This window comes from Flavobacterium psychrolimnae, assembly GCF_003312425.1.
GTDB classification, from domain to species: Bacteria; Bacteroidota; Bacteroidia; order Flavobacteriales; family Flavobacteriaceae; genus Flavobacterium; species Flavobacterium psychrolimnae.
The window spans coordinates 1-26,457 of record NZ_QNUX01000005.1; the positions used below are offsets into that span (position 1 = coordinate 1).

The 26,457-nt window shown below is 33.9% G+C and carries 20 protein-coding genes and 1 pseudogene; 12 read left to right on the plus strand and 9 right to left on the minus strand.

The genetic code is table 11. From position 1 onward, the window contains the following. Positions 1-2,109 (minus strand): SusC/RagA family TonB-linked outer membrane protein (locus tag DR980_RS06480; RefSeq protein WP_113634438.1); only part of this gene is annotated, 2,109 nt, incomplete at its 3' end. A gap of 875 nt (positions 2,110-2,984) precedes the next feature. Between DR980_RS06480 and DR980_RS06485 the strand changes: the two genes are divergently transcribed. The 4 genes and pseudogenes from DR980_RS06485 to DR980_RS16480 all read left to right on the plus strand — a co-directional run bounded on the left by DR980_RS06485 (position 2,985) and on the right by DR980_RS16480 (position 6,579). Continuing rightward, a complete protein-coding gene (locus DR980_RS06485; protein WP_113634439.1) occupies positions 2,985-3,236 on the plus strand; it encodes a helix-turn-helix domain-containing protein in 252 nt (83 codons plus the stop codon). Positions 3,237-3,769: 533 nt separating this feature from the next. After that, positions 3,770-5,938 (plus strand): TonB-dependent receptor, encoded by a 2,169-nt coding sequence (locus DR980_RS06495; RefSeq protein ID WP_113634441.1) that lies wholly within the window; start codon positions 3,770-3,772, stop codon positions 5,936-5,938. Positions 5,939-5,970: 32 nt separating this feature from the next. Then, positions 5,971-6,309: pseudogene (locus DR980_RS16475) on the plus strand (MerC domain-containing protein); the annotation flags it as partial. 51 nt (positions 6,310-6,360) lie between these two features. After that, the gene (locus DR980_RS16480; protein WP_244199275.1) at positions 6,361-6,579 is read left to right on the plus strand and encodes a DpnI domain-containing protein; all 219 of its coding nucleotides are present in this window, start codon (positions 6,361-6,363) and stop codon (positions 6,577-6,579) included. 295 nt (positions 6,580-6,874) lie between these two features. On the opposite strand, the gene DR980_RS06505 is transcribed toward DR980_RS16480, so the two are convergent. Genes DR980_RS06505 through DR980_RS06515 form a run of 3 tightly spaced genes read right to left on the minus strand, consistent with a single transcriptional unit; the run spans position 6,875 to position 9,737 of the window. Beyond that, positions 6,875-8,098: a hypothetical protein gene (locus DR980_RS06505; protein WP_113634443.1), complete on the minus strand. Its 1,224-nt coding sequence runs from the start codon at positions 8,096-8,098 to the stop codon at positions 6,875-6,877. Continuing rightward, positions 8,095-8,535, minus strand: a complete 441-nt coding sequence (locus DR980_RS06510) for a QcrA and Rieske domain-containing protein (RefSeq protein WP_086455349.1) — start codon at positions 8,533-8,535, stop codon at positions 8,095-8,097. Before DR980_RS06510 ends, DR980_RS06505 begins: the two co-directional genes overlap by 4 nt. 2 nt (positions 8,536-8,537) lie before the next feature. Further along, entirely contained in the window at positions 8,538-9,737 is a 1,200-nt protein-coding gene (locus DR980_RS06515) for a di-heme oxidoredictase family protein (protein WP_113634444.1), read from the minus strand. Between the two features lie 124 nt (positions 9,738-9,861). Here DR980_RS06515 and DR980_RS06520 point away from each other — a divergent pair, with 124 nt between their 5' ends. From DR980_RS06520 to DR980_RS06550, 7 genes are all read left to right on the plus strand, one after another. Next, positions 9,862-10,176: a DUF6660 family protein gene (locus DR980_RS06520; RefSeq protein WP_225872936.1), complete on the plus strand. Its 315-nt coding sequence runs from the start codon at positions 9,862-9,864 to the stop codon at positions 10,174-10,176. A 96-nt stretch (positions 10,177-10,272) separates the two neighbouring features. Beyond that, positions 10,273-14,592: a CusA/CzcA family heavy metal efflux RND transporter gene (locus tag DR980_RS06525; RefSeq protein WP_086454895.1), complete on the plus strand. Its 4,320-nt coding sequence runs from the start codon at positions 10,273-10,275 to the stop codon at positions 14,590-14,592. An 11-nt stretch (positions 14,593-14,603) separates the two neighbouring features. Then, entirely contained in the window at positions 14,604-15,854 is a 1,251-nt protein-coding gene (locus tag DR980_RS06530; RefSeq protein ID WP_113634445.1) for an efflux RND transporter periplasmic adaptor subunit, read from the plus strand. Positions 15,855-16,008: 154 nt separating this feature from the next. Next, positions 16,009-16,884 carry a bestrophin family protein gene (locus tag DR980_RS06535; RefSeq protein ID WP_113634446.1) on the plus strand — a complete coding sequence of 292 codons (876 nt, stop codon included), beginning with the start codon at positions 16,009-16,011 and terminating at the stop codon, positions 16,882-16,884. 11 nt (positions 16,885-16,895) lie between these two features. Next, positions 16,896-17,363, plus strand: coding sequence for an MgtC/SapB family protein (locus tag DR980_RS06540; protein WP_113634447.1), 468 nt, complete (start codon positions 16,896-16,898; stop codon positions 17,361-17,363). 28 nt (positions 17,364-17,391) lie between these two features. Then, positions 17,392-18,075, plus strand: coding sequence for a DUF1345 domain-containing protein (locus DR980_RS06545; protein WP_113634448.1), 684 nt, complete (start codon positions 17,392-17,394; stop codon positions 18,073-18,075). A gap of 159 nt (positions 18,076-18,234) precedes the next feature. Beyond that, positions 18,235-20,274 (plus strand): heavy metal translocating P-type ATPase, encoded by a 2,040-nt coding sequence (locus tag DR980_RS06550; protein WP_113634449.1) that lies wholly within the window; start codon positions 18,235-18,237, stop codon positions 20,272-20,274. Positions 20,275-20,510: 236 nt separating this feature from the next. On the opposite strand, the gene DR980_RS06555 is transcribed toward DR980_RS06550, so the two are convergent. The 5 genes from DR980_RS06555 to DR980_RS06575 all read right to left on the minus strand — a co-directional run bounded on the left by DR980_RS06555 (position 20,511) and on the right by DR980_RS06575 (position 24,854). Further along, positions 20,511-22,481, minus strand: a complete 1,971-nt coding sequence (locus tag DR980_RS06555; RefSeq protein WP_113634450.1) for a protein-disulfide reductase DsbD family protein — start codon at positions 22,479-22,481, stop codon at positions 20,511-20,513. 155 nt (positions 22,482-22,636) lie between these two features. Then, positions 22,637-23,443, minus strand: coding sequence for a hypothetical protein (locus DR980_RS06560; protein ID WP_113634451.1), 807 nt, complete (start codon positions 23,441-23,443; stop codon positions 22,637-22,639). Between the two features lie 2 nt (positions 23,444-23,445). After that, positions 23,446-23,973 carry a heavy-metal-associated domain-containing protein gene (locus DR980_RS06565; RefSeq protein WP_225876014.1) on the minus strand — a complete coding sequence of 176 codons (528 nt, stop codon included), beginning with the start codon at positions 23,971-23,973 and terminating at the stop codon, positions 23,446-23,448. Between the two features lies 1 nt (position 23,974). Then, positions 23,975-24,463, minus strand: coding sequence for a TlpA family protein disulfide reductase (locus tag DR980_RS06570; RefSeq protein ID WP_113634453.1), 489 nt, complete (start codon positions 24,461-24,463; stop codon positions 23,975-23,977). Between the two features lie 28 nt (positions 24,464-24,491). After that, positions 24,492-24,854, minus strand: a complete 363-nt coding sequence (locus DR980_RS06575) for a heavy-metal-associated domain-containing protein (RefSeq protein WP_086452991.1) — start codon at positions 24,852-24,854, stop codon at positions 24,492-24,494. Positions 24,855-26,081: 1,227 nt separating this feature from the next. On the opposite strand from DR980_RS06575, the gene DR980_RS06585 reads away from it, so the two are divergent. Beyond that, on the plus strand, positions 26,082-26,450 hold the full coding sequence (locus DR980_RS06585) for a hypothetical protein (protein ID WP_086452989.1): 369 nt from the start codon (positions 26,082-26,084) through the stop codon (positions 26,448-26,450). The last annotated feature ends 7 nt before the right edge of the window (positions 26,451-26,457 follow it).

The window sequence follows — 26,457 nt, forward strand, 5'->3', positions numbered from 1 at the left end:
ACCAGTTTCTAAAGCTAATTCTAGTTTACGATTGGTTTCCCATCCAAAATCGGCATTATAAAGTCGTGTAGGTTGTAACCCAATTATGCCCTGATAATTAGCACCAGTTGTACCGTAGGTATCATAAAATTGATAATCTCCAATTTGATCATTGCCCGTAGTTCCATAACTAAAACGGAGTTTTCCAAAACTCATTTTACTATTTTCTGGATTGAATTTTTCTTTGCTAAAAATCCATGCAGCACCAATAGCACCAAAATTAGCATATTGTTTGCCTGGTCCAAATCGGCTAGAGCCATCTCGACGACCTGTAAAGTTTAAAAAGTATTTTTCGTTGTAACTGTAATTAACGCGACCAAAAAAAGCTTGATAACGGTATAAAAAGATATCGCTATTGGTTGTGTTTTTTGTAATTGCAGATGCTAAGTTATTAATCAGATTGTTGTTTGCAAAACCAATACCCGATTGGAATAGGCGTTCTGTGCGTTGTTGCTGGCTTGTCATCCCCAGTAGTACATCAAATTTGTGGTTTCCAAAAGTTTTGAAACCTCTTATTTGTGGCTCAATAATCCATGATTGTCTGCTGGTATGGTTTAAGTATAGTAAGGAATTGTCACTCCCAACTTCGTAAACGGGATTGTAAATCGTGGATGGTATCGTTCTGACTTCTTTGGTTTTTAAATCGGTAAAACCAAAGTTTGATTTTATTTCTAAACCTGGAATTAGTTCATATGACAACACACTGTTGGCCACCAAGTCATTGGTGTTCGCACGGTAGGTGCTATTTAGAGGTGCCAAAGGATTTTCGAAGGTATCATTTTCCCAATTCAGATTTCCATTTGAATCGTAGAGTGCGGGAGCGTTTGGTGCCAAATAACGCGCTGTTAATGTCAAATCTGTCGCTGCTTGTAGATTATCTTGCGCCGTGTAATTTCCCGAAAAAGAGATTTTGAATTTCTTATCTAAAGAAGTGTGGTTTATTGAGCTAAGAATACCGCCTTTAATATACCTGAAATCTCCCGGAAGGACTGTTCCCTCGGTTCTGTAGTTCCCACTAATCAAGAATTGTGTTGTTTCACTGCCACCAGAGATACTAGTTCTCAAATCATTAATTGTTGCTGAACCGCCTAATAATTCCTTTTGCCAATTAGTATATCGGGTTTGATCCCAAGCCCCATTTACATCATAATCAGTATCCGAGATTGGAATTCCATCATTGATAAATGCTTGTTTACGCATCGATAAATATTCCTCCGTATTCATAAGATCTACAAATTTTGTCGCTGTACCAACGGCTGTTGAGGCCGTTACTGAAATGTTTGTTTTACCTGATTTTCCTTTTTTTCTAGTAATTAAGACCACACCATTTGCTCCCCTTGAGCCGTAAATTGCAGTCGCATCGGCATCTTTTAATACTTCGATGCTTTCAATGTCATTGGGGTTAATACTGTTTAGCGGGCTGGCTTGGCTTGGTAATGCTGTTGAAGTGTTTGTGCTACCTATGGACTCGTTTGAATAGGGAACTCCATCAATAATGTATAATGGTTCATTCCCATCAAGACGAATGCTGTTGCGACCTCTAATTTTAATTTGGAAACCACCACCAGGAGTTCCCCCATCTTGAATGATATTGACACCTGCCATTCTTCCTTGCATTGCGGCTAATACATTTGTGACAGGTTGCTTGTCGATATCTTTTGCAGTCATTCTTGCAATGCTACCGGTTTGCTCTTTTTCTTTAATAGAATAATATCCGGCATTTATTACGATTTCTTTTAAAGTCGTTGCATCTTCAGTCAATTTTACATTGATAGTTACTTGATTTGCAACTACAATTTGAATCGTTTTATAGCCTAGATAGGAAAAAACCAAAACATCATTCGCCGCTGCTAGTATAGTGTAATTGCCGTTTTCATCAGAAAATGCTGTTGTTGGCTTATTATTAACCTTTATGGTTACCCCAGGAACTGTGCTGGTATCATCGGTAATTTTACCTTTGATAGATCGTGTTTGCGCATTTAATCCTGTTATGAAGCACAGGAAAAGGATGCAGTACAGTTTGGACAGTTGTGTTGTTGTCCAAAACTTCAAAAATGATTTTTTTTTCATACTTTTGAATTGGTTTAGTTAGACTTCGGTTTAGTTTGCTTTGGTCCTCTATTCGTCCGCCAAGAAGAGTTAGAGGGCCTTTTTTTTGTGATTAGCCTCGAAAGCGCTAAGGCATAGATTTTATTTTTTATTAAGTCATAGGCGTTATCTGTATTTTATTAGGTGTTGTCACATCTAAGCAAGCCGTGTGATGTGAAAATAAATAGTTATTTTTCTTAGTTATTGCTGTTTATATAAAAGCATTGGAACCATAAAGCCAACAAATTATCAGTGTAATTAAAGCTAGAATTAAAGTAACTTTTATAGTTTTATAGTATTTCATGTTTTTGTTGTTTGTTTCCTGTTTTTCAATTTATTATTTCGATTTGCGCTATTACTGTTACCACAAACCTTGAGAACACTCTTTTTTGGGTGCAAAGGCGTTTGAATTTAAGTTGTTTTTTTAGGAAAGTACACTGCCGTTGCCAGTTGCAGCCCAACGCAGGCAGTGCGTTTCCAAACTAACTAATTCAATTAATTGATTGATTTACGATACTGTAAAAAAGAAGATTTGCTAAGAATAAAAGGGAGTAACTTTTGCGCATAAAAAATGGCATGGAACTCAGCTTACTGCCCTTGAGGTACTGGTATACCGTGCAACAATAAGTGAGCCCACGCCATGGGACGTGAGCATCTTACTTATCATCTAGTTGCAAAAATTACCAGTTTTCAAGAGCTAGATTCTAAGCGAATGCTTCAATATTTTATTTGAAGGATCGCAAAAATACAATTCATTTCTGAATAGGAAACAAATATAGAAATATTTTTTAAATACTGGCATATATCCCAACAATATTTTTATTAATAAAATGGAAATTGCTTGAAAACATATTAAAATGGAATTTAATGCAGATTTACAAAAATATATAGGAAGAAGAATTTCTGAAATAAGATTAAAGAATAACCAAACTCAACAGGACATTGAATTTTTGACTGGTATTGATTCTGCAGAGGTAAGTAAGTATGAAAGTGGTAAACGAAATTTAACGCTAAAAACTTTAATGAAGTTTGCTAGAGCTTTACAAGTTCATCCTAAAGAATTGTTTGATTTTGAATTTGATATTAAAAAATACCGAGTTGATGAGTAAACAAAAAATAAGAATTTGAAAGATGCCTAAGCATCTTTCAAATTCTTATTTTTTAATGAGGAAAACCGTAAAAAATAGTAGAAGTGGTTTTGTATATTTCATTAATAGTAATATTATCTCTAAATTAGCAAAGTGAAAATATGGGTGACAATACTATCGTTTATTGTGCTGTTTCTTTCAGCAGTACCATGCTCTGCATACGCTAAACATTCAGAATGTAGTATGGAGAAAAGCTGTGAGAATGATTCTCATGAATGCGGTAATGATTGTAACGGAAAGTGTTCTCCATTTTACACATGTGGGACTTGTGTTGGATTTACAATAAATTGCAGTACTTTTTACTTTGTTCAAAAACCTGATTTTAATTCAGATATCGCCATCGCGATAATATCATACGATAAGTTTGTTAATTCTTCCTACATCTGCAAAATCTGGCAACCTCCTAAAATTTCTTAATATATTACTTGTTTTAAGTTGCTTGATGCTAAAATCGATGCAACATTATTTTATATATTAATATTAAGAAATTATAAATGTTTAAATATTTTTTATTGATTGTGGCAATAGCGACTATTGGCACTGCACAAGGGCAGAATAAATTTAAAACCGTTGTTAAAGATTCTGAAACCAATGAACCGATTGCAGGTGTAACTGCCAAAATTGAAGTTTTGAATCTAGTATCTGTATCCGATCCTAATGGGTTTATTACTTTTGAAAACGTTCCTGATGGAGCACATACCATATCATTTTTCATTGATGGTTATAAGGAGCACACACAATCATTTCAAATGCCGTTTATAGGCGAACTTCTTGAAATATCATTAGAAAGCGAAGCGGAAGAGATGGATGAGATTATAGTGACTTCAACCAGAGGCACGCGAACTATTAGTAACATTCCTACCAGAGTGGAATTCATTGCTGGAGAAGAATTGGAAGAAAAAGCCAATATGAAACCTGGAGATATACGAATGATGCTTAATGAAAGTACAGGTATACAAACACAGCAAACCTCTGCAACTTCAGGAAATTCATCGATTAGAATCCAAGGACTAGACGGAAGGTATACTCAAATATTAAAAGACGGTTTTCCTGTTTATTCTGGCGCTTCAAGTGGATTGGGTTTATTACAAACCCCACCGTTAGATTTGAAACAGGTTGAGATAATTAAAGGTTCTGCTTCTACTCTATATGGTGGTGGAGCAATCGCAGGTTTGGTAAATCTTATATCAAAAACACCTACAAAAGAAAGAGAATTGCGTTTTTTACTTAACGGTACGTCGGCACTTGGGTTGGACATTAATGGTTTTTATTCCCAGCGATTTAATAAAATAGGATTGACCGTTTTTGCATCGCATGATAGAAATGCACCTTATGACCCTGCGGACATTGGCCTAACGGCTATTCCAAAGTTTGAGCGTTTTAATTTTAATCCAAAAATATTTGTTTATTTTAATGAAAACACAAAACTTGATTTTGGTGTAAATGCTGTTTTTGAAGACCGTATTGGAGGCGATATCGATTATATAAATGATGAAAGCGGTCATCCTGATAGTTATTTTGAAAAGAACAAAACCAGAAGATTAAGTACTCAATTTGTAATTACACATAAGTTTAATGAAAAAGAATTATTGACGGTACGTAATAGCTTTAATAATTTTAGTCGTGCAATAAACATCCCTGATTACACCTTCGATGGTTTGCAAAACAGTACCTTTTCTGAAATTACATATTCTTATAATGGCAATGTATCTGAGTGGGTTACAGGAGCTAATTTATATACAGATAATTTTTCTGAAAAGGAAATAACATCTTTTCCTTTAAGAAATTACAGTCAGATAACGTACGGAGCTTTTGTTCAAAATACTGTAAAAGCCAAAGAATGGCTTGATATTGAAACTGGTTTACGAGGCGATTATTTTATTGATTATGGATTTTCGCTTTTGCCAAGAATTTCAGCATTATTTAAAATCAGTAATAAACTTACGTCAAGACTTGGTGGAGGATTAGGTTATAAAACACCAACCATCTTTACGGAGGAAAGTGAGCGTATACAATACCGAAATGTTCTTCCCATCAATAGTGATTTTAATACTCTTGAAAAAAGTTATGGTGTTAATTTTGACGTTAATTACAAAACAAATATTTCCGAAGAGATATTACTTTCTTTTAACCAGTTATTCTTTTATACAAATGTAAATAACCCTCTAATTCTAACTCCTGTGCCAAATGAAATCTATCAGTTTGTAAATGTTGATGGCTATTTAGACACCAAAGGAACTGAAACAAATATCAAATTAGGATATAAAGATTTCAAACTATTTCTGGGTTATACCTACACAGATGCTTCAATAGACAATAATGGTATAAAATCTCAAAATCCTTTAACAGCAAAACATAGACTTAATAATGTTTTGATGTATGAAGTGGAAGATAAATGGAAAGCAGGTTTGGAGGCGTATTATTATAGCCCGCAAAAATTAAATGATGGTTCTACGGGAAGAGATTACTGGATTTTCGGTTTTATGATTGAGAAATTATGGGAAAACTTTTCTATCTATGCGAACTTTGAGAATTTTACAGATACCAGACAAACGAAATTTGGAAGTATCTACAGTGGTCCAATTACAGACCCAGTATTTAAAGATATCTATGCTCCTCTAGATGGATTTGTAGTAAATGCAGGAATTAAAATAAAACTATAAATATCGCCCAAAATAATACTAAAAAACAACTAATGAAAATAAAAAATAATATCGACAAACTCGGATTAAGCGGCATTATTATAACTGCTTTTTTATCACCTTGTTGTTTTCCTCTTTTTGCTTTTGGAGCATCAGCTTTAGGCTTGGGTAATTTTGAATTATTTGGTGGTTGGACATTGTGGGTTTTTCAAGCAATGGTTTTAATTTCGATTGGAGGGCTTTATATTTCTTATCGAAAGCATCTTTGCCTTTATCCTTTAATGATAGCAATTCCGAGTGGTGTAATAATATTTTATGCTTATCTTTTCAGTAAACTTCAAAACTCAACTTACTTGATTTACGCAGGAATGTTTGGGTTTTTTATAGCAACTGCTGTAAATTATTATCGCAACAAACTGCATGGAAATTGTAAGGCATGTGCAATATATGAAGGAAAAAAAGTAGAATTAGAATCAACTATTACATGCCCAAATTGTGGTCATAAAAAAACAGAAATGATGCCTACAAATGCTTGTGAATTTTTTTTTGAATGTGAAAATTGTAAAACAAGATTGCGTCCACTCGAAGGAGATTGTTGCGTGTATTGCAGTTACGGAACTGTGAAATGTCCCCCAATTCAAGCTGGTTCTGGTTGTTGTTAATTAGTCCTACCGATAACAGCTATCGTTACGAGCGGACAAGAACAATGAAATCTGTGTTGAACGGAACTAGAGGTAGTTTTAAAAAGAGAAATTTCTTAGCCAAAGCTATATCCCATTTGTTTCAACACCTTTCGATTTTTGTGTAGATGGATTTTTTTGATTGTTATTTCAGACAAATAAGCCAATTTTGTCTGAAGTAACAAATATTTAGTATGATTCTCATAAAAATACCCCCCAAATAGTGTCTAACTTTTGAGGGGTATTTCATATTTGGAGCGTTTTTTTTTATGATATTTTAAAAATAAGTCGAAATCCCAATGTTAAACCCAGCAGTAGTTGCAGGAGGGTTTCCTAAAATATCGGTTTGTTTCTGAAAGCGATAATTTAGTCTAAAAACAGTCTGTGAGGTAGGACGGAAACTTAACGCAGGCATGATGCTCCAAATATCTTCTCCAATATTTCCACCGGTCTCTTTAAAAGTCCCTACGTTCCAGTCTACATATTCTACTCGACAAGCGATGTTTAATACCGCGTTTTCCCATCCTAAAATGTTTTTTTTAAGAATTGGTTGAACTACATCCATAAAGCCACCAAACTGTTTGTTTCCAAATTGCTGTCCGTATGTTTTCGGAACATCTACTTTAATCCATGCCCATTCACCTGTTATAAATGTTTTTACTTTTGGCAAAGTAGTGTTAAAGTCTATTGCAAAAACATCAACACGTCTTTTTTCGTCTATTATTACCCCATCATCTTGATACTTATTGAAGACCCCTCCCATATAGGATAGTCCTAACTCCCCAATTTTACTGTTTCGAATAGCAATTTTACCAGTAAATAACGGTGTACCACTATTTATTTCTTCAAAACGTTCCGGATTGTTTTTGGCAGCTGGTAGAAAAGTTTTGTTCTCTGTATTTTCAATTATCGAATTATCGAAACTTCCTGAAAAATAAGCTTCATATCCAATCATCCAATTGTTCGAATATTTTTTTCCAAAAAGCCCAGCCCCAGCATTGCTAAAAGTGCTCGGTAACATTTGTGTTGCTGAAATGGGTCTATCGGTAAATTCCCATTTTGGACCATCATGATTCTGATTGAAAGCCCCAATAGGATTCATGATTATTCCTCCTCTAAAATTAACCAAGGGATTAAATTCAACATCGACAGAGGCGAATTCTATAGCGATTTCCTTTCCACCTTCTTCAAATTCGATCTCGCTTAAAAATTTCACACGTTTGCTGATTGCCGATGACATAAAAATGGTTAATCGTCTGGCTTGAAATTGATGTCCTTCGGAAACGCCATCGGTGGAAAGGCGTTGCCAATTAGCTTCCAGATAACCTCCAACGGCAATGGGTGTTTTTCCAATATTTAAAAAAGGACGATTATAAACAGCATCCATATTTAAAGCTTGTTTTGTACTGTCTTTAGACGTCCTTTTTAGTAAAACAGGGTCGATTTGTGAATAGAAATTTACAGAAAATAAAAATGTTATGCATAGGAGTTTTAGTCTCATTTTAATGATATTTTAAGGGTGCCGTTATCTATTATGATCGGAAAATTTCGTAAATTTCTATCAGCCGGGCCGTTTTCTAAACTTCCTTTGTTGCTAAATTCACTTCCATGTGCCGGACATTGTAATTTATCTCCAAAAACCTGCAGTTCTGCTCCTTGATGAGTGCATTGCATAAATAGTGCGCTATAATTATTCGCGTCAAAACGATAAACACAAATAGGATGGGTCAGTTTTTCGTTTTGTATGATTACGTATTTTTTATATTCTATGATTCCCTTATTTTTGATTTCAAAATCAGTCAATGGAACTAGAATATCTGAACCTTTTATCTCTTTTTCCAAAATTTTAGATGTGCTGCAGCTTTGTAATAAAGTAAGAGTTGAAATTCCTGCTAAACAACCAAAACCACATGTTTTTAAAAAATCTTTTCTGTTCATAATTACAATGATTTTATAAATTTTAGTAATGCCTCTCTGTCTGATTGTGAAAGATTTTGATAGCCTGTTTTACTGTTGTTTGCTTCGCCACCATGCATTAAAATGGCACTTTCAATACTATTTGCTCTACCATCGTGCATTAAGAAATAGTTCCCTCCTTGTGCGCCTTCAGAAAGCCCTATTCCCCATAGTGGTGGTGTTCTCCATTCATAAGTTTTTGCGCTTCCTTCAGTATAACCATCGTCTAAACCGCTTCCCATATCGTGTAATAACAAATCGGTGTAAGGTGCGAATGTTTTATTTGAAAGGGCTTTAATAGGTGAATAACCTGTTTTCAATTCAGATTTATGACAGCTTGCGCAATTAATTTGGTTAAAAATGGTTCGTCCTTGTTTAACAACTGCATCACCTTGATTGCGTTGAATAGGAGCTTTTAGTGTTTGCAAGTAAAAAACAACGTCGTTTACGGTACTTGTCGCAATTTCAGGATCAATTTCCAGATTAGTATAAACGTCAATAGGATTGAATATAGAGGTAATTCCGATGTCTTGGTTATAAGCATTTACGGTTTGATGCAATAAATCAAAAGCCGCGGCTTTTTTGCCAAAACGGCCTATGTATTTTCCGTTTTGTGAAATTGCATTAGTCTTCGGTGTAATAAAGGATGGAGCTACTATCCAGTTTGGAACACCAGAAATCCCATCACCATTGCTGTCGTTTGGGTCAGACATTGCAATGATAGCATCGTCTTTTACAAAATTCAAAAATCCAAGACCTGTATTAGCGGGCGGAGTAAATTTAGAAAAAGTAGCTCCAAATGGAATTTGTTCGGGTAAATATCCGGGTAAAGCTCTGTTTTGTAATTGTGGACCTCCTTGATTTAGAAATAAATTTCCGGTTTCATCAATTTGTCCAAACCGAGTAAGTGTGGTTGAGGGGTGTCCTTTACCATCACCTGCATGACAACTAATACAACTTGTTGCAACAAATGTTGATCCAAGGCCTGTTTCGCGAGTAAAAACTTCACTAAATGCAAAGTCACCTTTTAAGAAACGAGCTGACTCTTCATGGGAAAGACCATCAATGGGTCCGTCTAAAACTTCATCATCAGCTGGAATATCTGTAAAAGTGGGTTCACATGATGTAAAAGCCATTAATAATAGTAATGCAGTAATTTTATAAAGTAAAGAAATGTTTTTCATTTGCAAAAAAGTATTTTTAGGCAAAGCTAAATTAATATTTCGAATTAAATAAAAATATGATAATAAAATTAATTAATCCTTAAATCATAAAAATTTTATTGCTACTTTTGCATCAGTGAAATGGATGAACCTCATACTATCAATTTATCTAACAGCACTTTCATTTTTGCCTTGTGCTGATTTGGAAGTAAATAGTTTGGTACATACATCAAAGGAACTTTCCTCCTATAAAGAAAACCATTCCCACAATAAAGAAAAAGATTTGTGTTCTCCTTTCTGCGCTTGCAATTGTTGTGGAGTGCAAATATTAAGTCATTTTCCAATTAAATTCGATTTTCCTTTAATTTCTGCGGTTATAAAAACCAAAGAGCCATTCTATAAATCTATTTTTGCTTCCAATTTCTTCGGAAGTATTTGGCAACCGCCTCAAATAGCATAATGATGCCCGAGTAATTTCGGGTTAGAAAATTGTGACCTTTTCACAAATAATGGCAAATATTCTATTTGCTGATTTCTAATTCATTATAATATTTCAATGTTAGACAAAATCATACAATTTAGTATAAAGAACAAGTTCATTATACTCTTATTTACCCTTGTGCTTATAGCCTGGGGAAGTTATTCTATTAAAAATTTACCGCTGGATGCCTTGCCAGATGTAACTAATAATCAAGTACAAATAATTACTACTGCCCCTACTTTAGCAAGTCAGGAAGTAGAACAATTAATTACCTATCCACTCGAACAAGCTGTAAAAACGATTCCAAAAGTAATTGAATTACGAAGCATTTCTCGTTTTGGATTATCTGTGGTAACTGTTGTTTTCAAAGACGATGTAGATATATATTGGGCAAGAGAGCAAATTTTTCAACGCTTAAAGCAAGCTGAAGAAAACATACCTAAATATGCAGGTTCTCCAGAATTAGGACCTATTTCTACAGGTCTAGGAGAAATATATCAATACGATGTATATGCCAAAAAAGGCTATGAAGATAAATACGATGCCGTAAAATTACGAACCATTCAGGATTGGATTATCACTCCACAATTACAGGGTATTGAAGGTGTTGCCGAAGTCAGTACCTGGGGAGGAAAATTAAAACAATACGAAGTGGCTATTAATCCAAATAAACTAAATAGTTTAGGAATAACCATTACCGATATTTTTGAGGCTTTAGAAAAAAATAATCAAAACACAGGCGGTGCTTACATTGAAAAAGACCAATACTCTTATTTCATTCGTGGTGTTGGTATGGCTACAGGCATCAAAGATTTAGAAAATATAGTGGTTGCCAATAAAAACGGTGCACCTATTTTAATTCGAAATGTAGCCGAAGTTAGAGAAGGTGTAGCACTACGTTATGGGGCATCTACTAAAGACGGAAAAGGAGAAATTGTATGTGGAATGGCTCTTATGCTAAAAGGAGAAAATTCAAGTGCAGTTGTCAATAGAGTAAAAGAAAAAATGGATCAGATCAACAAAACTCTTCCAGAGGGAGTGGTTGCTGAAGCTTTTATCGATAGAGGAAAATTAGTAGATAGTGCCATAGGAACTGTTACTAAAAACCTATTGGAAGGTGCATTAATAGTAATATTTGTATTGATCTTATTTCTTGGAAATCTTCGTGCAGGACTAATTGTAGCATCTGTAATTCCATTATCAATGCTTTTCGCTGTGATTTTGATGAATACCTTTGGAGTAAGCGGAAATCTAATGAGTTTAGGAGCAATCGATTTTGGAATTATTGTCGATGGTGCGGTTATAATTGTCGAAGCAACAATGCATCATTTGCAAAAACTCAAAAGAAAAAAAGATTTATCCCAATCTGAAATGGATGAAGAGGTATATCAATCGGCTTCCAAAATTAGAAACAGTGCCGCTTTTGGGGAAATAATTATCTTAATCGTGTATTTGCCAATCCTGGCATTAGTTGGCACAGAAGGTAAAATGTTCCGACCAATGGCAATGACAGTAGGATTTGCAGTAATAGGTGCATTTGTTATGTCTTTAACTTATGTACCAATGATGAGTGCGATGTTCTTATCCAAAAATACAGAACACAAAACCAATTTTAGTGATAGAATGATGGCTTGGTTCGAGGGAATATATACCCCGTTTTTAGAAAAAGCATTGCGTTTCAAAAAAGCAGTTTTGGCAATTTCATTAGGTCTATTTGTATTGGCGCTAGTAATTTTTCAAAATATGGGTGGCGAATTCATTCCAACAATTGAAGAAGGAGATTTAGCCTTAAATGCTACAATTATGACCGGAAGTTCGCTTTCGCAAATGGTAAAAACAACCACAGAATATGAAAAAATTCTAAAAGCTAAATTTCCCGAAATTAAAACCATAGTAACCAAAATTGGAAGTGGTGAAATTCCAACGGATCCAATGCCTATAGAAAGTGGGGATATGATTATTGTACTTAAAGACAAAAGTGAATGGACAGGTGATTACGACAATTGGGAAGATTTAGCCAATGCAATGAAAGAAGAAATGGAAGCCATTCCAGGTGCTAATATTGAAGTTTCACAACCAATTCAAATGCGATTCAACGAGTTAATGACCGGAAGCCGAAGTGATATAGCCATTAAAATTTTTGGTGATGATTTAGAAATTTTAGATACTAAAGCCAAAGAATTGATTGCTAAAGTCAATAATATTGAAGGCATTGGAGACTTAAAAGCAGATAAAGTAACAGGCTTACCGCAAATTACTGTAAAATACGATTACAATAAAATTGCATTATATGGTTTGAATATTACCGATATCAACCAAATCATCCGCTCTTCATTTGCAGGAGAAAGCGCAGGTAAAATCTATGAAGAAAGCAAACGATTTGATGTAGTGGTGAGAATGGATGCAGCTAGCCGAACAGATATTACAGATGTGAGTAATCTATTTATTCCTTTACCAAACGGACAACAAGTACCACTATCACAAGTAGCAACGGTTTCTTATGAGCAAGGCCCTGTTCAGGTTTCTCGTGAGAATGGTAAACGTAGAATTACTGTTGGATTAAACGTTCGTGGTCGAGATATAAAAAGCGTTGTCGAAGAAATTCAGGCTAAACTTGATAAAGATTTCAAACTTCCCCCAGGTTATTATGTTACTTATGGAGGACAATTCGAAAACTTGATTGAAGCTACTAAAAGACTTTCGGTTGCTTTACCTATTGCATTAGCATTAATAATGGTGCTGCTATATTTTACTTTCAATAGTATGAAACAATCTTTGCTAATATTTACCGCCATCCCATTATCAGCCATTGGAGGTGTTTTCGCACTATGGATGAGGGGAATGCCTTTCAGTATTTCGGCAGGAATTGGATTTATAGCCCTTTTCGGAATCGCAGTGTTAAACGGAATTGTATTGATTTCTTATTTCAATCAATTGAAATCTGAAGGAATAACCGATCCATTACAAAGAGTTTTAATGGGTACAAAAACACGGTTACGACCTGTTTTAATGACAGCTGCTGTTGCGTCTTTAGGATTTATGCCAATGGCATTATCCACCAGCGGTGGAGCTGAAGTACAAAAACCATTGGCAACGGTTGTTATTGGAGGATTATTATCGGCTACATTATTGACGTTGATTGTTTTACCAATACTTTATTTATTGTTTGAAAAAGGAATTAAAGCAAGAAGAAAAATAAAAACACCAATCGTTACCCTAATAGTTTTATTGATAAGTAGTTTTTCTTTTGCTCAAAATAGCCAGCCTATTTCATTACAAAAAGCTATCGAAATTGCAAAAACCAATAATATTGATTTAAAGATTGCTGATAAGGAAATTGAGAAACAAACGGTTCTGAAAAAGACAGCATTTCAAGCAGATCCTTTGCAAGTGCAATATCAGGGTGGGCAATTCAATAGTAAATATTATGATAGCAATGTTTCGATACAGCAGTATTTTCCAATTGGAAGAATTACAAAAGCCAATCGTCAATTGCAGGAAGAATTGGTGAAACTAGCTGAAAAACGAAAAGCATTATCCGAATATGAAATCGAAAAAGCAGTAACAATCGCCTACTATCAATATTTATATGGTGTTTCTGTACAAAAACTAAATGCAGATTTATTGGAAATTTATTCTAAATTCCTAAAGAATGCAGAACTACGTTTTGAAACAGGCGAAAGCGGAAAAATTGAAGTAATCAGTGCCAAAGCAAAGTCAAAAGAAATAGAAACACAGCAAGCGCAACTCGAATTTGATTTGGCAATTTACCAAAAACAATTACAATTTTTTATTCAAACGGAAGAGAATATTGTACCCGATAGTACAACGCCAATGCAATATTCATTTCAACCGAATGAAAACCAATCCAAAGTAGAAACGTTGGTAACCGATTATTATACACAGCAAATTTCGGTGTATCAAAAAGAAGCCAATACTTTTAAAGCATTGCGAACACCAAAATTAGGATTAGGTTATTTTGGACAAACCATTGATACCAAATCTTATTTTCAAGGGTTTACGGCAGGTTTACAAATTCCTTTATTTGGTGGGGTAAATTCAGCTAAAGCTAAAGCATCTGCTATCAGTATTTCGCAATCCCAATTAGAATTAGACAAAAATAAATTGACTTTGAAATTACAAATGCAGGAATTGAAAAATGATTTCGAAAAGCAACAAAAAGCATTAGATTATTATCAAAAGGAAGGTTTGCTATATGCAGAACAAATAATTGCAACGGCTCAAAAAAGTTATGCCAATGGTGATATGAGTTATTGGTATTACATCAGTTTTTTGAATCAGGCTATCGACATCAAAAAGCAAAATGCCGAAGCTACCAATGCTTATAATCAAAGTGCTATTCAATTGCAATTTCCATCTATTTCTAACAAATAAAATTTCTCAAAATGAAAAATATAAATTCAAAATTCAAAATTTTCTTAATACTTAATACTTTATTCTTACTACTTCTCACCTCTTGTGGAGAAAAGAAAACAGAAGAAGCAGGTCACGAAGAAGAAAAATCAGAAAACGAAGTAGCATTAACAGCCTTACAATTCAAAACAGTTGGTATTCAAACAGGTTCTGTAGAAAACAGGAATCTTAATTTAGTGATTAAAGCCAATGGATATACGACAGTTCCACCACAAAATATGGCTAACATTTCAACCTTAATTGGAGGAACGGTTAAGGATATTTTTGTTTTAGAAGGCACGTATGTAAACAAAGGAAAAGTACTGGCAACTATTCAAAATTTAGAAGTAGTTGGAATGCAGGAAGATTATAATTCGGCTGTTGCCAATATTGAATACCTGCAATTAGAATACAATCGCCAGAAGACATTAACTGATGAAAATGTAAACCCTAGAAAAGTACTTCAGGAAGTAAAATCAAAACTAGCTGTTGAAAGAGCCAGAGCAAAAGCTGCAAAAAACAAATTGCAAGCCCTGAATATGAGTACAAGCGGATCAAGTTTGGTACCGATAGTTTCACCAATATCCGGTTATGTTGGAAAAATCAGCATTGCCAAAGGAGCATTTGCCGAAACAGGAATAACCCTTTTTGAAGTCGTGGATAATAGCCAGATGCACTTGGACTTAAACGTTTATGAAAAAGATTTGGAATCAATTTCTGTGGGGCAAACGATAGACTTTATTTTGACTAATCAAGGAAACAAATCCATTAAAGGAAAAATATTTGGTATCAATAAATCCTTTTCAAATGAAAGCAAAACCGTTGCTGTTCACGCCAAAATTAATCCAGCTGATTCCAAAGATTTAATTTCTGGAATGTATGTTTCTGCCAATATCAATATTAAAAATGCAACCGTCCCTGCCCTACCCAAAGATGCTGTTGTAAAAAATGGAGATAAATACTTTGTCTATATCCAAGAAGAACACGAAGAAAAAGCCACAGGTAAAAAAGCAGAAGCTCACGAACACAAAGAAGGCGAAGCACATTCTGAAGAAGCTGTTGGCGAGGAAGAAGGACACAACGAAGTACATTTCAAAGCAATAGAAGTTGTACCAGGAACAACAGATTTAGGGTATACCGAAGTGAAATTTGTTGAAGCAATTCCTGCCGATGCAAAAATTGTAATTAAAGGAGCTTTTTATTTACTGTCTGCTATGAAAGGTGGCGGATCACACGATCATTAAAAAGTGAATTTTAAACTATAATACGATCAAAATAAATAAACCTTACAAATAGACTGCCCCCAAAAAAAGTTAGACACTATTGGGAGGCAGTTTATAAAAGGAAACACCTAAGCTATCGAAACAATTATAAAGGCTAATTCATAATCAAAAAAATATGCTGTTAAATAGAAAAATATCAATTTTCACTTTCATTAGAGAAATTAAGTATGATATTATCACCATTGTAACCTATGCAGTTGTAGTAGGCATTGTAGATCAATACTCTTTTCTGTCTAAAATATCAATCCCGACTAGTATGACAGCAATAATAGCAACTGCCTTATCTGTATTATTAGCTTTCAGAACAGCTCAGGCTTATGAAAGGTGGTGGGAAGCAAGAATAGTTTGGGGTGCTATAGTTAATGATTCTAGAACATTGATAAGACAATTAATACAGTTTGTTCCAAAAAATAATTCCAATAATAAAACAATTGAAATATTTGCACATCGACAAATAATTTGGTGCTACGCCTTGGGTGAATCTCTACGAGGATTACCTTTTTCAAATAAAGTGAAAGAATATATTAATGAGCAAAACATCACAGACAAAAATGTTCCAAACGCAATTCTGAACAAACATAGTGTCGCATTGTCTCAACTTGAAATAAGTGAATTTAAGCAAGTTCATATTGACAGTACTTTAAGCCGTTTGTGCGATGCTATGGGAAAATGCGAACGTATTAAAAACACAGTGTTTCCAAAATCTTACAGCTTGTTAATCCATTTATTAATTTATGTATTTGCTACGTTACTACCTTTTGGATTAGATGATAAGTACATAATTGAAGAAATTTTTTTAACTACATTGATACCATTAATATTCATCACTATAGAGCGTACAGCTATAATATTGCAAGACCCTTTTGAAAATTCCCCTTCAGATACACCAATGACAAACCTTGCTATAACCATTGAGATTAATCTCAAAGAAATGATAAACGATACAAATTTACCAATACAAGAAAAGCCAACCTCTTTTTACTTAATGTAATACTTTATGAAATGATAGATGCAGATATAAAATTTGAACTGATAATGGTAGCCAAAATACTTATGGCTGCAATACTTGGTTGCATAATCGGTTACCAGCGAGAACGCGAGAACAAAAATGCAGGGATACGTACTTTTGGCGCAGTAAGTGCCGGTGCCGCTCTGTTTACAGCCGTCGGAATGCATTTTTCAGAAACTGATGATTCATCAAGGATTATTGCTAATATAATCACAGGGGTAGGTTTTCTGGGTGCCGGTATTATTTACAATAAACAGCAAAGCAACGAATCCAGCGGACTCACCACTGCTGCGAATATATGGGCGGTTTCTGCAATTGGTGTAGCCGCTGCTTTGGGATTTTACGTAATATCCGTAGTGACTACGGCCTTGCTGTACTTCATGTTGTCTCTTAACCATTTCAGTTTTTACAGAAATTGGCAAAACAGGATTCAGAACGATAAAAACCCAAAGCAAGACTAATACCGATACTAATTGTAAAATTACAATCATGAAAAAACAGCAAAAAGAATTATCATCTATTGCGAAAGTAAGTGGACTAAAAAAACTACTATTTTGTCTAGTAGTGTCCATTTTAGTATTTGTATTTTTATCATTTTTTAAAATTGAAATATTTAGCAGAATAATAATTGGCTGGGATACTTTTAGTTTTTCAATGATTATTTTAAGCTGGCTATTCTTTTTTTCGACAACTTCTAAAGATTTATGCTCAGTCGTAGAAAAGCAAGATGACGGTCTTAAAGCGATATTCGTCATCATATTGATTGCCGTTTGCTTTAGCCTTTTTGGTACCTTAGTCTTAATAGCTCAAAAAAATGAATACTCAGCTAATAAAATAGTCCATATGATTATTTCGTTATCCCCTATTTTTTTTTCATGGATTTTGTTGCATACAATGTTCACAATTCGTTATGCGCACCTATACCATGATCATAATAAATTAAATACTGGAAGTAACGTTGGTGGTATTGATTTTCCAGGCAAAATTCAACCAGATTATATTGATTTCGCTTATTTCTCTTTTGTTATCGGAATGACATTTCAGGTTTCCGATATTACAATATCTTCTCAGGCAATCAGGAGATTTGTTTTAATGCATAGCCTAATTTCATTTGTATTTAATACAGTTATTGTGGCGCTTACAATCAATACGATTTCTAATCTCAGCGGTTAATTATTAATCGTAATAAAATGCAAAAAGCGTATTCTGGTAAATAATTTTATCAAAAAAAATATTTAAATAAACAGCCAGTGCTTTTTAATATAAATAACATATTAATCTTATAAACTTAAAAAATAGTCGAGAATATTAAAATTTAAATTCTAAATAATTATGATAAAAACAGATCCAAATCACAAACATAAATACGATGCAAACGGCAAGCAGCTTTGCTGTACACTAGAAGAAAAAATAAACAGCAAAACCGATAAGCAATCAGGATGTTGTACAGTTGATTACAAATCCGAACATTCAGACGATGATGGACACGACCATGACCACTCAGGCGGAAATGAAAGTACGCTCAAAATGTTTCTTCCGGCACTAATAAGCTTTACATTATTACTCATAGCAATCGCTTTTGATAATTACTTTACGCAAATCTGGTTTACAGGTTGGATCAGGTTAATTTGGTATGTAGTTGCTTATGTTCCAGTTGGCTTCCCTGTTTTAAAAGAAGCATTCGAAAGTATTCGTAAAGGAGAAGTGTTCTCGGAATTTTTATTGATGAGCATTGCTACCATTGGTGCATTTGCAATTCGTGAATATCCCGAAGGTGTTGCTGTAATGCTTTTTTATGCCGTTGGTGAAGTGTTTCAAACCTTGGCTGTTCAAAGAGCAAAAACTAACATCAAATTATTATTAGACCAAAGACCTGATGAAGCAACAGTAATGAATGGAGAAAATGCGACTATAAAAAAAGCATCTGAAATAATTATTGGAGAAATTATTCAGTTAAAACCAGGAGAAAAACTAGCATTAGACGGAAAGCTACTTTCGGATACCGCTTCGTTCAACACCGCAGCACTAACAGGAGAAAGTAAACCAGATACCAAACAAAAAGATGAAACCGTTCTTGCCGGAATGATCAATCTCAATACGGTTGTTCTAGTCGAAGTAACGACGGCCTACACCGATAGTAAATTATCTAAAATCTTAGAAATGGTGCAAGAGGCAACTGCCAAAAAAGCACCAACTGAATTATTTATTAGAAAATTCGCCAAAATCTATACACCAGTGGTTGTGTTTCTAGCAATCGGGATTTGTTTGCTTCCAATGCTATTTGTGGAAAACTACGTTTTCAGTGATTGGTTGTATAGAGCCTTAATTTTTCTGGTGATTTCCTGCCCGTGTGCATTGGTGATTTCTATTCCGTTAGGTTATTTTGGAGGAATTGGTGCTGCAAGCAAAAATGGGATTTTGTTTAAAGGATCTAATTTTCTGGATTTAATGGCATCTATCGAAGTAGTGGTGATGGACAAAACAGGAACGCTGACCAAAGGGGTTTTCAAAGTACAAAAAGTAGTTGCTGTGGATATTTCCGAAGCCGACTTAATAAAATATACAGCAGCACTAGAAACTAAATCGACCCATCCTGTTGGAACTGCTATTATCGAATATGCAAAAGGTTCAGAAAAAGAAGCAACAGTTACCGACGTAGAAGAAATTGCAGGTCATGGTCTTAAAGGAAAAGTAGATGGAAAAGAAATTTTGGCAGGGAATGTAAAACTGATGAAAAAATTCAATATCATTTATGATCCAGAAATCGATACTACACCTTTCACGATTATTGTTATTGCAATCAATCAAAAATATGCAGGATATTTTTTAATTGCTGATGAAATCAAAGAAGATGCCAAAGAAGCGATTCACAGTTTACATAAAATAAACGTGAAAACTGTAATGCTTTCAGGTGATAAACAAGCCGTTGTAGATGCAGTAGCAAAAGAATTAAACATTGACCAGGCTTATGGCGATTTATTACCGGAAAACAAGGTGGAAAAAGTAGAGGAATTGAAATTAAAAAACCTAAAAATTGCATTCGTTGGCGATGGTGTAAACGATGCGCCAGTAGTTGCCCTTGCCGATGCCGGCATTGCAATGGGCGGTTTAGGAAGTGATGCAACAATTGAAACTGCTGACATTGTTATTCAAAACGATCAACCGCATAAAATATTCACAGCAATAAACATAGGAAAACAGACGAAGAAAATAGTGTGGCAAAACATTACTTTGGCTTTTGTGGTAAAGGGGATTGTTTTGGTGCTAGGTGCGGGTGGTTTAGCAACCATGTGGGAAGCTGTCTTTGCCGATGTGGGTGTAGCGTTATTAGCAATTTTGAATGCAGTTAGAATACAGCGAATGAAGTTTTAAATCTGATATTAATAAGAAGCGTCCATTAATAGGGACGCTCTTTAAAATATTTATGATTTTTTTGGAGGTGTTTTTCCTCCTGCACAACAAGAACCATCTACACTACAAGATTTTTTCTCATTAGAGACTAGAACCATTACCCAATAAAATCAAAGTATTTTAAAAGTTATTATTTTTAACCCTAAAAATATTGCGTTATAAAAAAAGCTGTCCAAATCATTTTAGACAGCTTTTTTCTATTTTTGAAACTGTTTAATGCCATATTTCAGCCATTGTTCATATTCAGTAATGTCTGGCATATATCCAACTGGTTGGTTTAAACTTTTCTCTTTTGTATCCAAAATGATATAATACGGCTGAGCGTTTGCCTTATAACGAGTGATTTGGAAATCACTCCATTTGTTTCCTATTGATTTTATCTTTTTGCCAGTTTCTTTAGAGACATATTGTTCCTCGATAGGCAATTCTCTTTTGTCATCAACATATAGTGAAATAAGAACTACTTCATTATTTAAAATAGATAAAATGCGAGGATCCGACCAAACATAATCTTCCATTTTTCGGCAATTTACACAAGCAAATCCTGTAAAATCCAAGAGAATAGGTTTGTTTACACTTTTGGCATAAGCCAATCCTTTTTCATAATCGGTAAAAGCCATAATATCATGTGGTCCTTTATGTGCTCCGTCTGGTAATGCTATTGCTGATGTAGATTCTCTGTTGGAGCCGCCTACACCGTATGGAGATTCGCTATAGGTCATAGGTGGAGGAAAGCCACTTATTAATTTTAATGGAGCACCCCATAAACCTGGAATAAGATATATTGTAAATACCAATATTAATAATCCAACAGATAAACGTCCTACCGAAATAGAAGATGAAGGAGAATCATGTGGCAAAGTTATCTTTCCGAATAAGTAGAATGCCAAAGTACCGAATATCGCTATCCAAATGGCTAAAAATATTTCTCTTTCAAACCAGTGCAATTGCAATACTAAATCGGCATTAGACAAGAATTTAAATGCTAAAGCTAATTCTATAAAACCTAAAAATACTTTTACTGTATTTAACCATCCGCCAGATTTTGGTAATGTATTTAACCAACCTGGGAACATGGCAAATAACATAAAGGGTAATGCTAAAGCAAAAGAAAAACCTAACATTCCTACAATTGGTGCGATACCTCCTTTGGAAGCTGCTTCAACCAGTAAAGTTCCTATAATTGGTCCGGTACAAGAAAAGGAAACGATTGCAAGAGCCAATGCCATGAATACGATTCCTAATATTCCACCTTTATCCGCTTGACGGTCTACCTTATTTGCCCAAGAATTAGGTAACATGATTTCGAAAGCACCTAAAAATGATAACGAAAATACAACTAATAATACAAAGAAAATAACATTAAACCATACATTGGTAGATAATGCATTTAGTGCATCGGCACCAAAAATTAAGGTAATTACTGTTCCCAAAAATACATAAATCAAGATAATCGAAATACCATAAATAATCGCATTTTTGATCCCTTTGGCTTTGGTTTTACTTTGTTTTGTAAAGAAACTTACCGTCATGGGAATCATAGGAAATACGCAAGGAGTAAGCAAGGCTGCAAAACCAGATAAGAAAGCGATAAAGAAAATCATATATAAACTCGAATCAGATTCTTTCGATTCTGGTTGTTTTTCTATTGTGGAATTCGCATCAGTTTTAGTAGTTTTCTCATTTACAATATCCGCAGCTTGGATTTCTTTTGCTTCAAGCGTTTTAAGATTAAACTCAAAGTATTTTGTTTCGCTAATACAGTTTTCCTTGCAAACTTGGTAAGAAAGCTCCACTTGTATAATTTCCTTTTCTGGATTAATCTGTTTGATTAATTGGGTAAAAGTAACTTTATCGGAAAAGAAGATTTCATCGACACCAAAGATTTCATTAAACTCTCGTTTGGTTTCACTTTCGGTTGCTTTTCCAATAAATTCATAATTGCTTTTGTTATCATGAAAAATGAATTCGGCAGGAAGAGGACCATCTTCAGGTGTAAATTGAGAATATACGTGCCAACCTGCTTCGATATTACCATTAAAAGTAAGTACATATTCTGAGGTGGATTTCTTCTCGATTCTAGGTTCCCATTTCACAGGATTTATAATCTGTGCCTGGACTTTGACAAAAACAAAGCCCAAGAGTAATAAATAAAAGATTTTCTTCATTTTATAAGTTTAATCAGAACGATTTGTTCTGGTGATAATTTGATTTTACACGTGTCATTTCCCGATAAGCCATAGGAAGTGTTTCGATGGTCTTTTGCCATCGAAACACTTATTTTATGAACTTTAGATTTAAATTAAAATCTTGGCGAAGTAATTTATTTGGTCACATTAAAAAAAGTATATTCCAGTTTTAAGAAAACACCATCAGATGTGGCACGTTGCATCGAGCTATACAATTCTTTTTTGTATGCAAGGTCAATTCTCGCCTGACTGTTAATGATAAACTGAATCGAAGGAACTACATCCAGATATGATTTTCCGTTTTCGGTTATCGTTTGTCCAGTAAATTCCAGCATCGCATTGATGTTGGTTTGTTTAAAACTTGTATAATTTTTTGGATACATTAATTTCCCTACTGAGAACGTATAATTTACTGCGCTGTTACCCAAAAAATCCGGAAAACTATAATCACTGTTATTAAGTGCCCGCGCGTAACTTACAGAAGAACTTATGGCAACTTTATGGATTAACTGAGTAGCTACCAGACCAGCTTCGTAACCAGAGTTTCCTCCCATTAAGTCTATAGCTTCCTGATTAATAAAAGAGTTATTATAACTGTATCGTCCAAAGGCAGCCATCCTAAAATGACTTTGTAAATCATCTACAGAAAAGAAACGATATTTAGCATAAAAACCACCACCTTTAAGTCCCAATCCATTTTCTTGGTTACTAAGAAAAGCTGAGGTACGAACCATGATATTTTTATTTATTCCCCAAGTAACTTCGGGCGTTAAATTATACATAGACCCACTTTCCAGTTGATTTTTCATAAGAGATTGACCAACCCGAACCCCAATAGAACCCGCCGGAACATTACTAGCGGGTTCGGTTACTACAAATAATTCCTGTGCATCTATTTTGAATGAAACAAGTAATAAGAAAACAATTGATAGATATTTCATTTTTATAAGGCTTTTAAATAATAATCATTTTCATTTTCCGTGGCATAACCAGGATATTTTGAATATGATTTAATTAGTTTTTTATACTCTTTTTGGGTTACAAAACCTTTATCCAAAACTCTGAATTTTGCTTCTGTATCAGCTACTGCGTTTTTAGTATCTATAAAAGTATACGTAACATCATCGATTTTTACTGTTGCATTATCTTCAATTTTTGGAGTATCAAACTTTGCGGTCAAGACCATAGAACCTACAAAAAAACCAGCTTTCTCAACCGCATTTTTCAACACTTTAGGTTGTAATGTATTGTTTTTCTTAAAGTAAACAGTAAAGGTATTGGTGTTTAAATCGGTACCAATACTATCAACTTGAGTTAAGGATTTTAACTGTTTGTTTATAGCATTAGAACACATAGAGCAAGTTAATCCTGTTGCCATTATTTCGGCTTTAGTGATTTGAGAATATGATTTTACACCAGTTAATAATACTAAAAGTGTAGCGGCTACGAATTTTATATGTAATGTTTTCATTTTATTTTTTGTTTTTTTTGATTTGAGCAATTATTTGTGCTTCGGTTGGGTTTATGGCAATCAGTTTTCCTGATGCATCAAAAAGATAGGTTTCAGGCAGTGCTTCAACTCCAAAAGCCACAGCCGTTTTGGCATCAAAACCTTTCGGGTCGATTAATTGCTGGTGTTTCATTTTGTCTTTTTCAATGGCTTTTAACCATTTTGATTTATCGATATCAATTGAAATTCCAACAATTTCAAAATTCTGACCTTTGTATTGGTCATACATTTTTACCAATTTTTTGTTAGCCATTCGGCAAGGTGCGCACCATGATGCCCAAAAATCTACCAAAACTGTTTTTCCTTTAAAAGTATTTAGTTTAACTGTAGCGTTCTTATTGTTTTGAAGCTGAACATCTGGAAAAGAATCTCCTATTTTTATTTGTGCACTTGCTATAGAAACAGTTGCTATCAGGGAGAGTAATGTGATTATATTTTTTATTTTGAACATGAAATTTAATTTAAATGATTGATTATGATTACTCCGCTTTTTTAGGACTTGCTTCTCTATCATATTGGCAACATCCATGCAATTCATCGTAAACAGCATTTGGGGCACTAAATTTTTCATTGTCATATCCAGCATCTGCAACACGTTTTAGTATGGCATCAAGATTGGTTTTCTTAGTATCGTAGGTAACTGTAGCGGTTTTGGTGTTCGTGTCCCAATTTACTTTGGCAACTTTATCAATGTTTGCAGCCGTTTCAATAGTTTTTTTGCACATGCCACAATTACCATTGATTTTTACGGTTTCAGTTGTTTTGTTTTTTATTTGCGCGCTGGCGAAAGTGACTGATAGCAATAGAGTCATTGCCATCAATAATTTTTTTATTGAGTTCATTGTTTTTATAATTTTGAATGAATTAATCCTAGAGCATGACAGAAACCATAGTATTTAGAGCTATGAATAGCGTTGATTGGATTAATATTTAATGATTTTTTAAGCCATAAAACAGGCTTTGGATTAGACAGATTTGTAACTGTCAGGAAATGAATCTAGCTTATTTTAGGTGGAAGCCAGATAGAACGGAAATCTGAAGAAATAAAGATTTCTGAATAATAGTAATTTTGTTTCCTTTCTGAAAAACTAAAAAGAGAATTATTTTCTGTTTGGAAAGAAAGTATCGAGGAATAACCGCAGTAAGCAGTTGGGCAACCACAAGAATTACCTACACAGCTATTATCGCAATTGTGTTCTTTCTTATTAGAATCTTTTTTCTTGCAACAGTCTTTTACTGTAAATTCTTTTTTACAACATGGCATTTCTTTTTTTGTCCCATGCGCATAAGTAAGCGTTGGTCCCAAAAGAAAACCAAGCATAACGAGTAGCAATATGTAGAACTTTTTTGTCATACTGGGCACAAATCTACAATTTTATTAGCTGACTCGAATGTTAATTTTTTTGTAAATGTTCTATTATAATTGATTCTTCAATTATGTTTAGTGACACCCCGCTGAAATAAAAACAGTTTAATTAATTGATAATCAGTATTTTTGTTTTTAGGACTAAAAGATCGTTTTTAATTTACTGAACACTTGTAACATGTAGATTAGTAATTTTTACAAATTAAAAGAAATATAATTGTTGATTATGAAACCAGTTAATTGATAACGTATCCCAACTGAAGAACTGGAAATTCATCGCTTTTATTCCACAAACGGAAAGAATTGATAAAATTATCGATGGATTTGAATAGTCATATATCTTCCATGAAATTACATTAAAAGCTAGTGAATTCAAATTTCTAACTTTAGATTATGATGAGAAAACTCAAAATTTCGATATAATAGTTTTCCTGAAAAACTAAAATTTATATCAACTGGCTCAAATACCAGATAATAATGAGGAATTAATCCATTTATATGATTTAAATTTTTACATAGATGAGATTAACACTCATAACAAAGATTTAAGTAGTTTAGTCTTCATCTATTTGCTTCCCTAATAATACTTTTAATGAGAATATAAATCAAAACAAAATAGTAGTGATGAAATTTTTTTAACAAGTCTTTATTGAAAATTAAGATTATTTCTCTAACTTTGTCCAATATTAGATTTTCTATACAAATGAAAAAGTTTCACATTTTATTAATCGTTGTACTTGGCTTCTTCTTGATGCCAATGGTAACTTTTGCGTGTGGAAACAATTCAGAAAAACAATCTTGCAAAAAAGAAATCTCTTCTAAAACAGATAAAAAAGATTGTTGCGAAGGTGATAATCATTCGAAGAATAAAAATCATAAAGGTTGTGGAGGAAAATGCAGCCATTCTAAATGTGGTTGTGCTTCTTCTTGCAACACATCTGTTTCTATTAATGAATTGAACTTTAATAAAAATATTTTTAATTTCTTTTCAGAAAAACAAAATTTTTACAATTACGAAACCTCCATTTCTTCTGGTTTCAATTCTTTATGGCTTATACCAAAAATAGGCTAAATTTTAA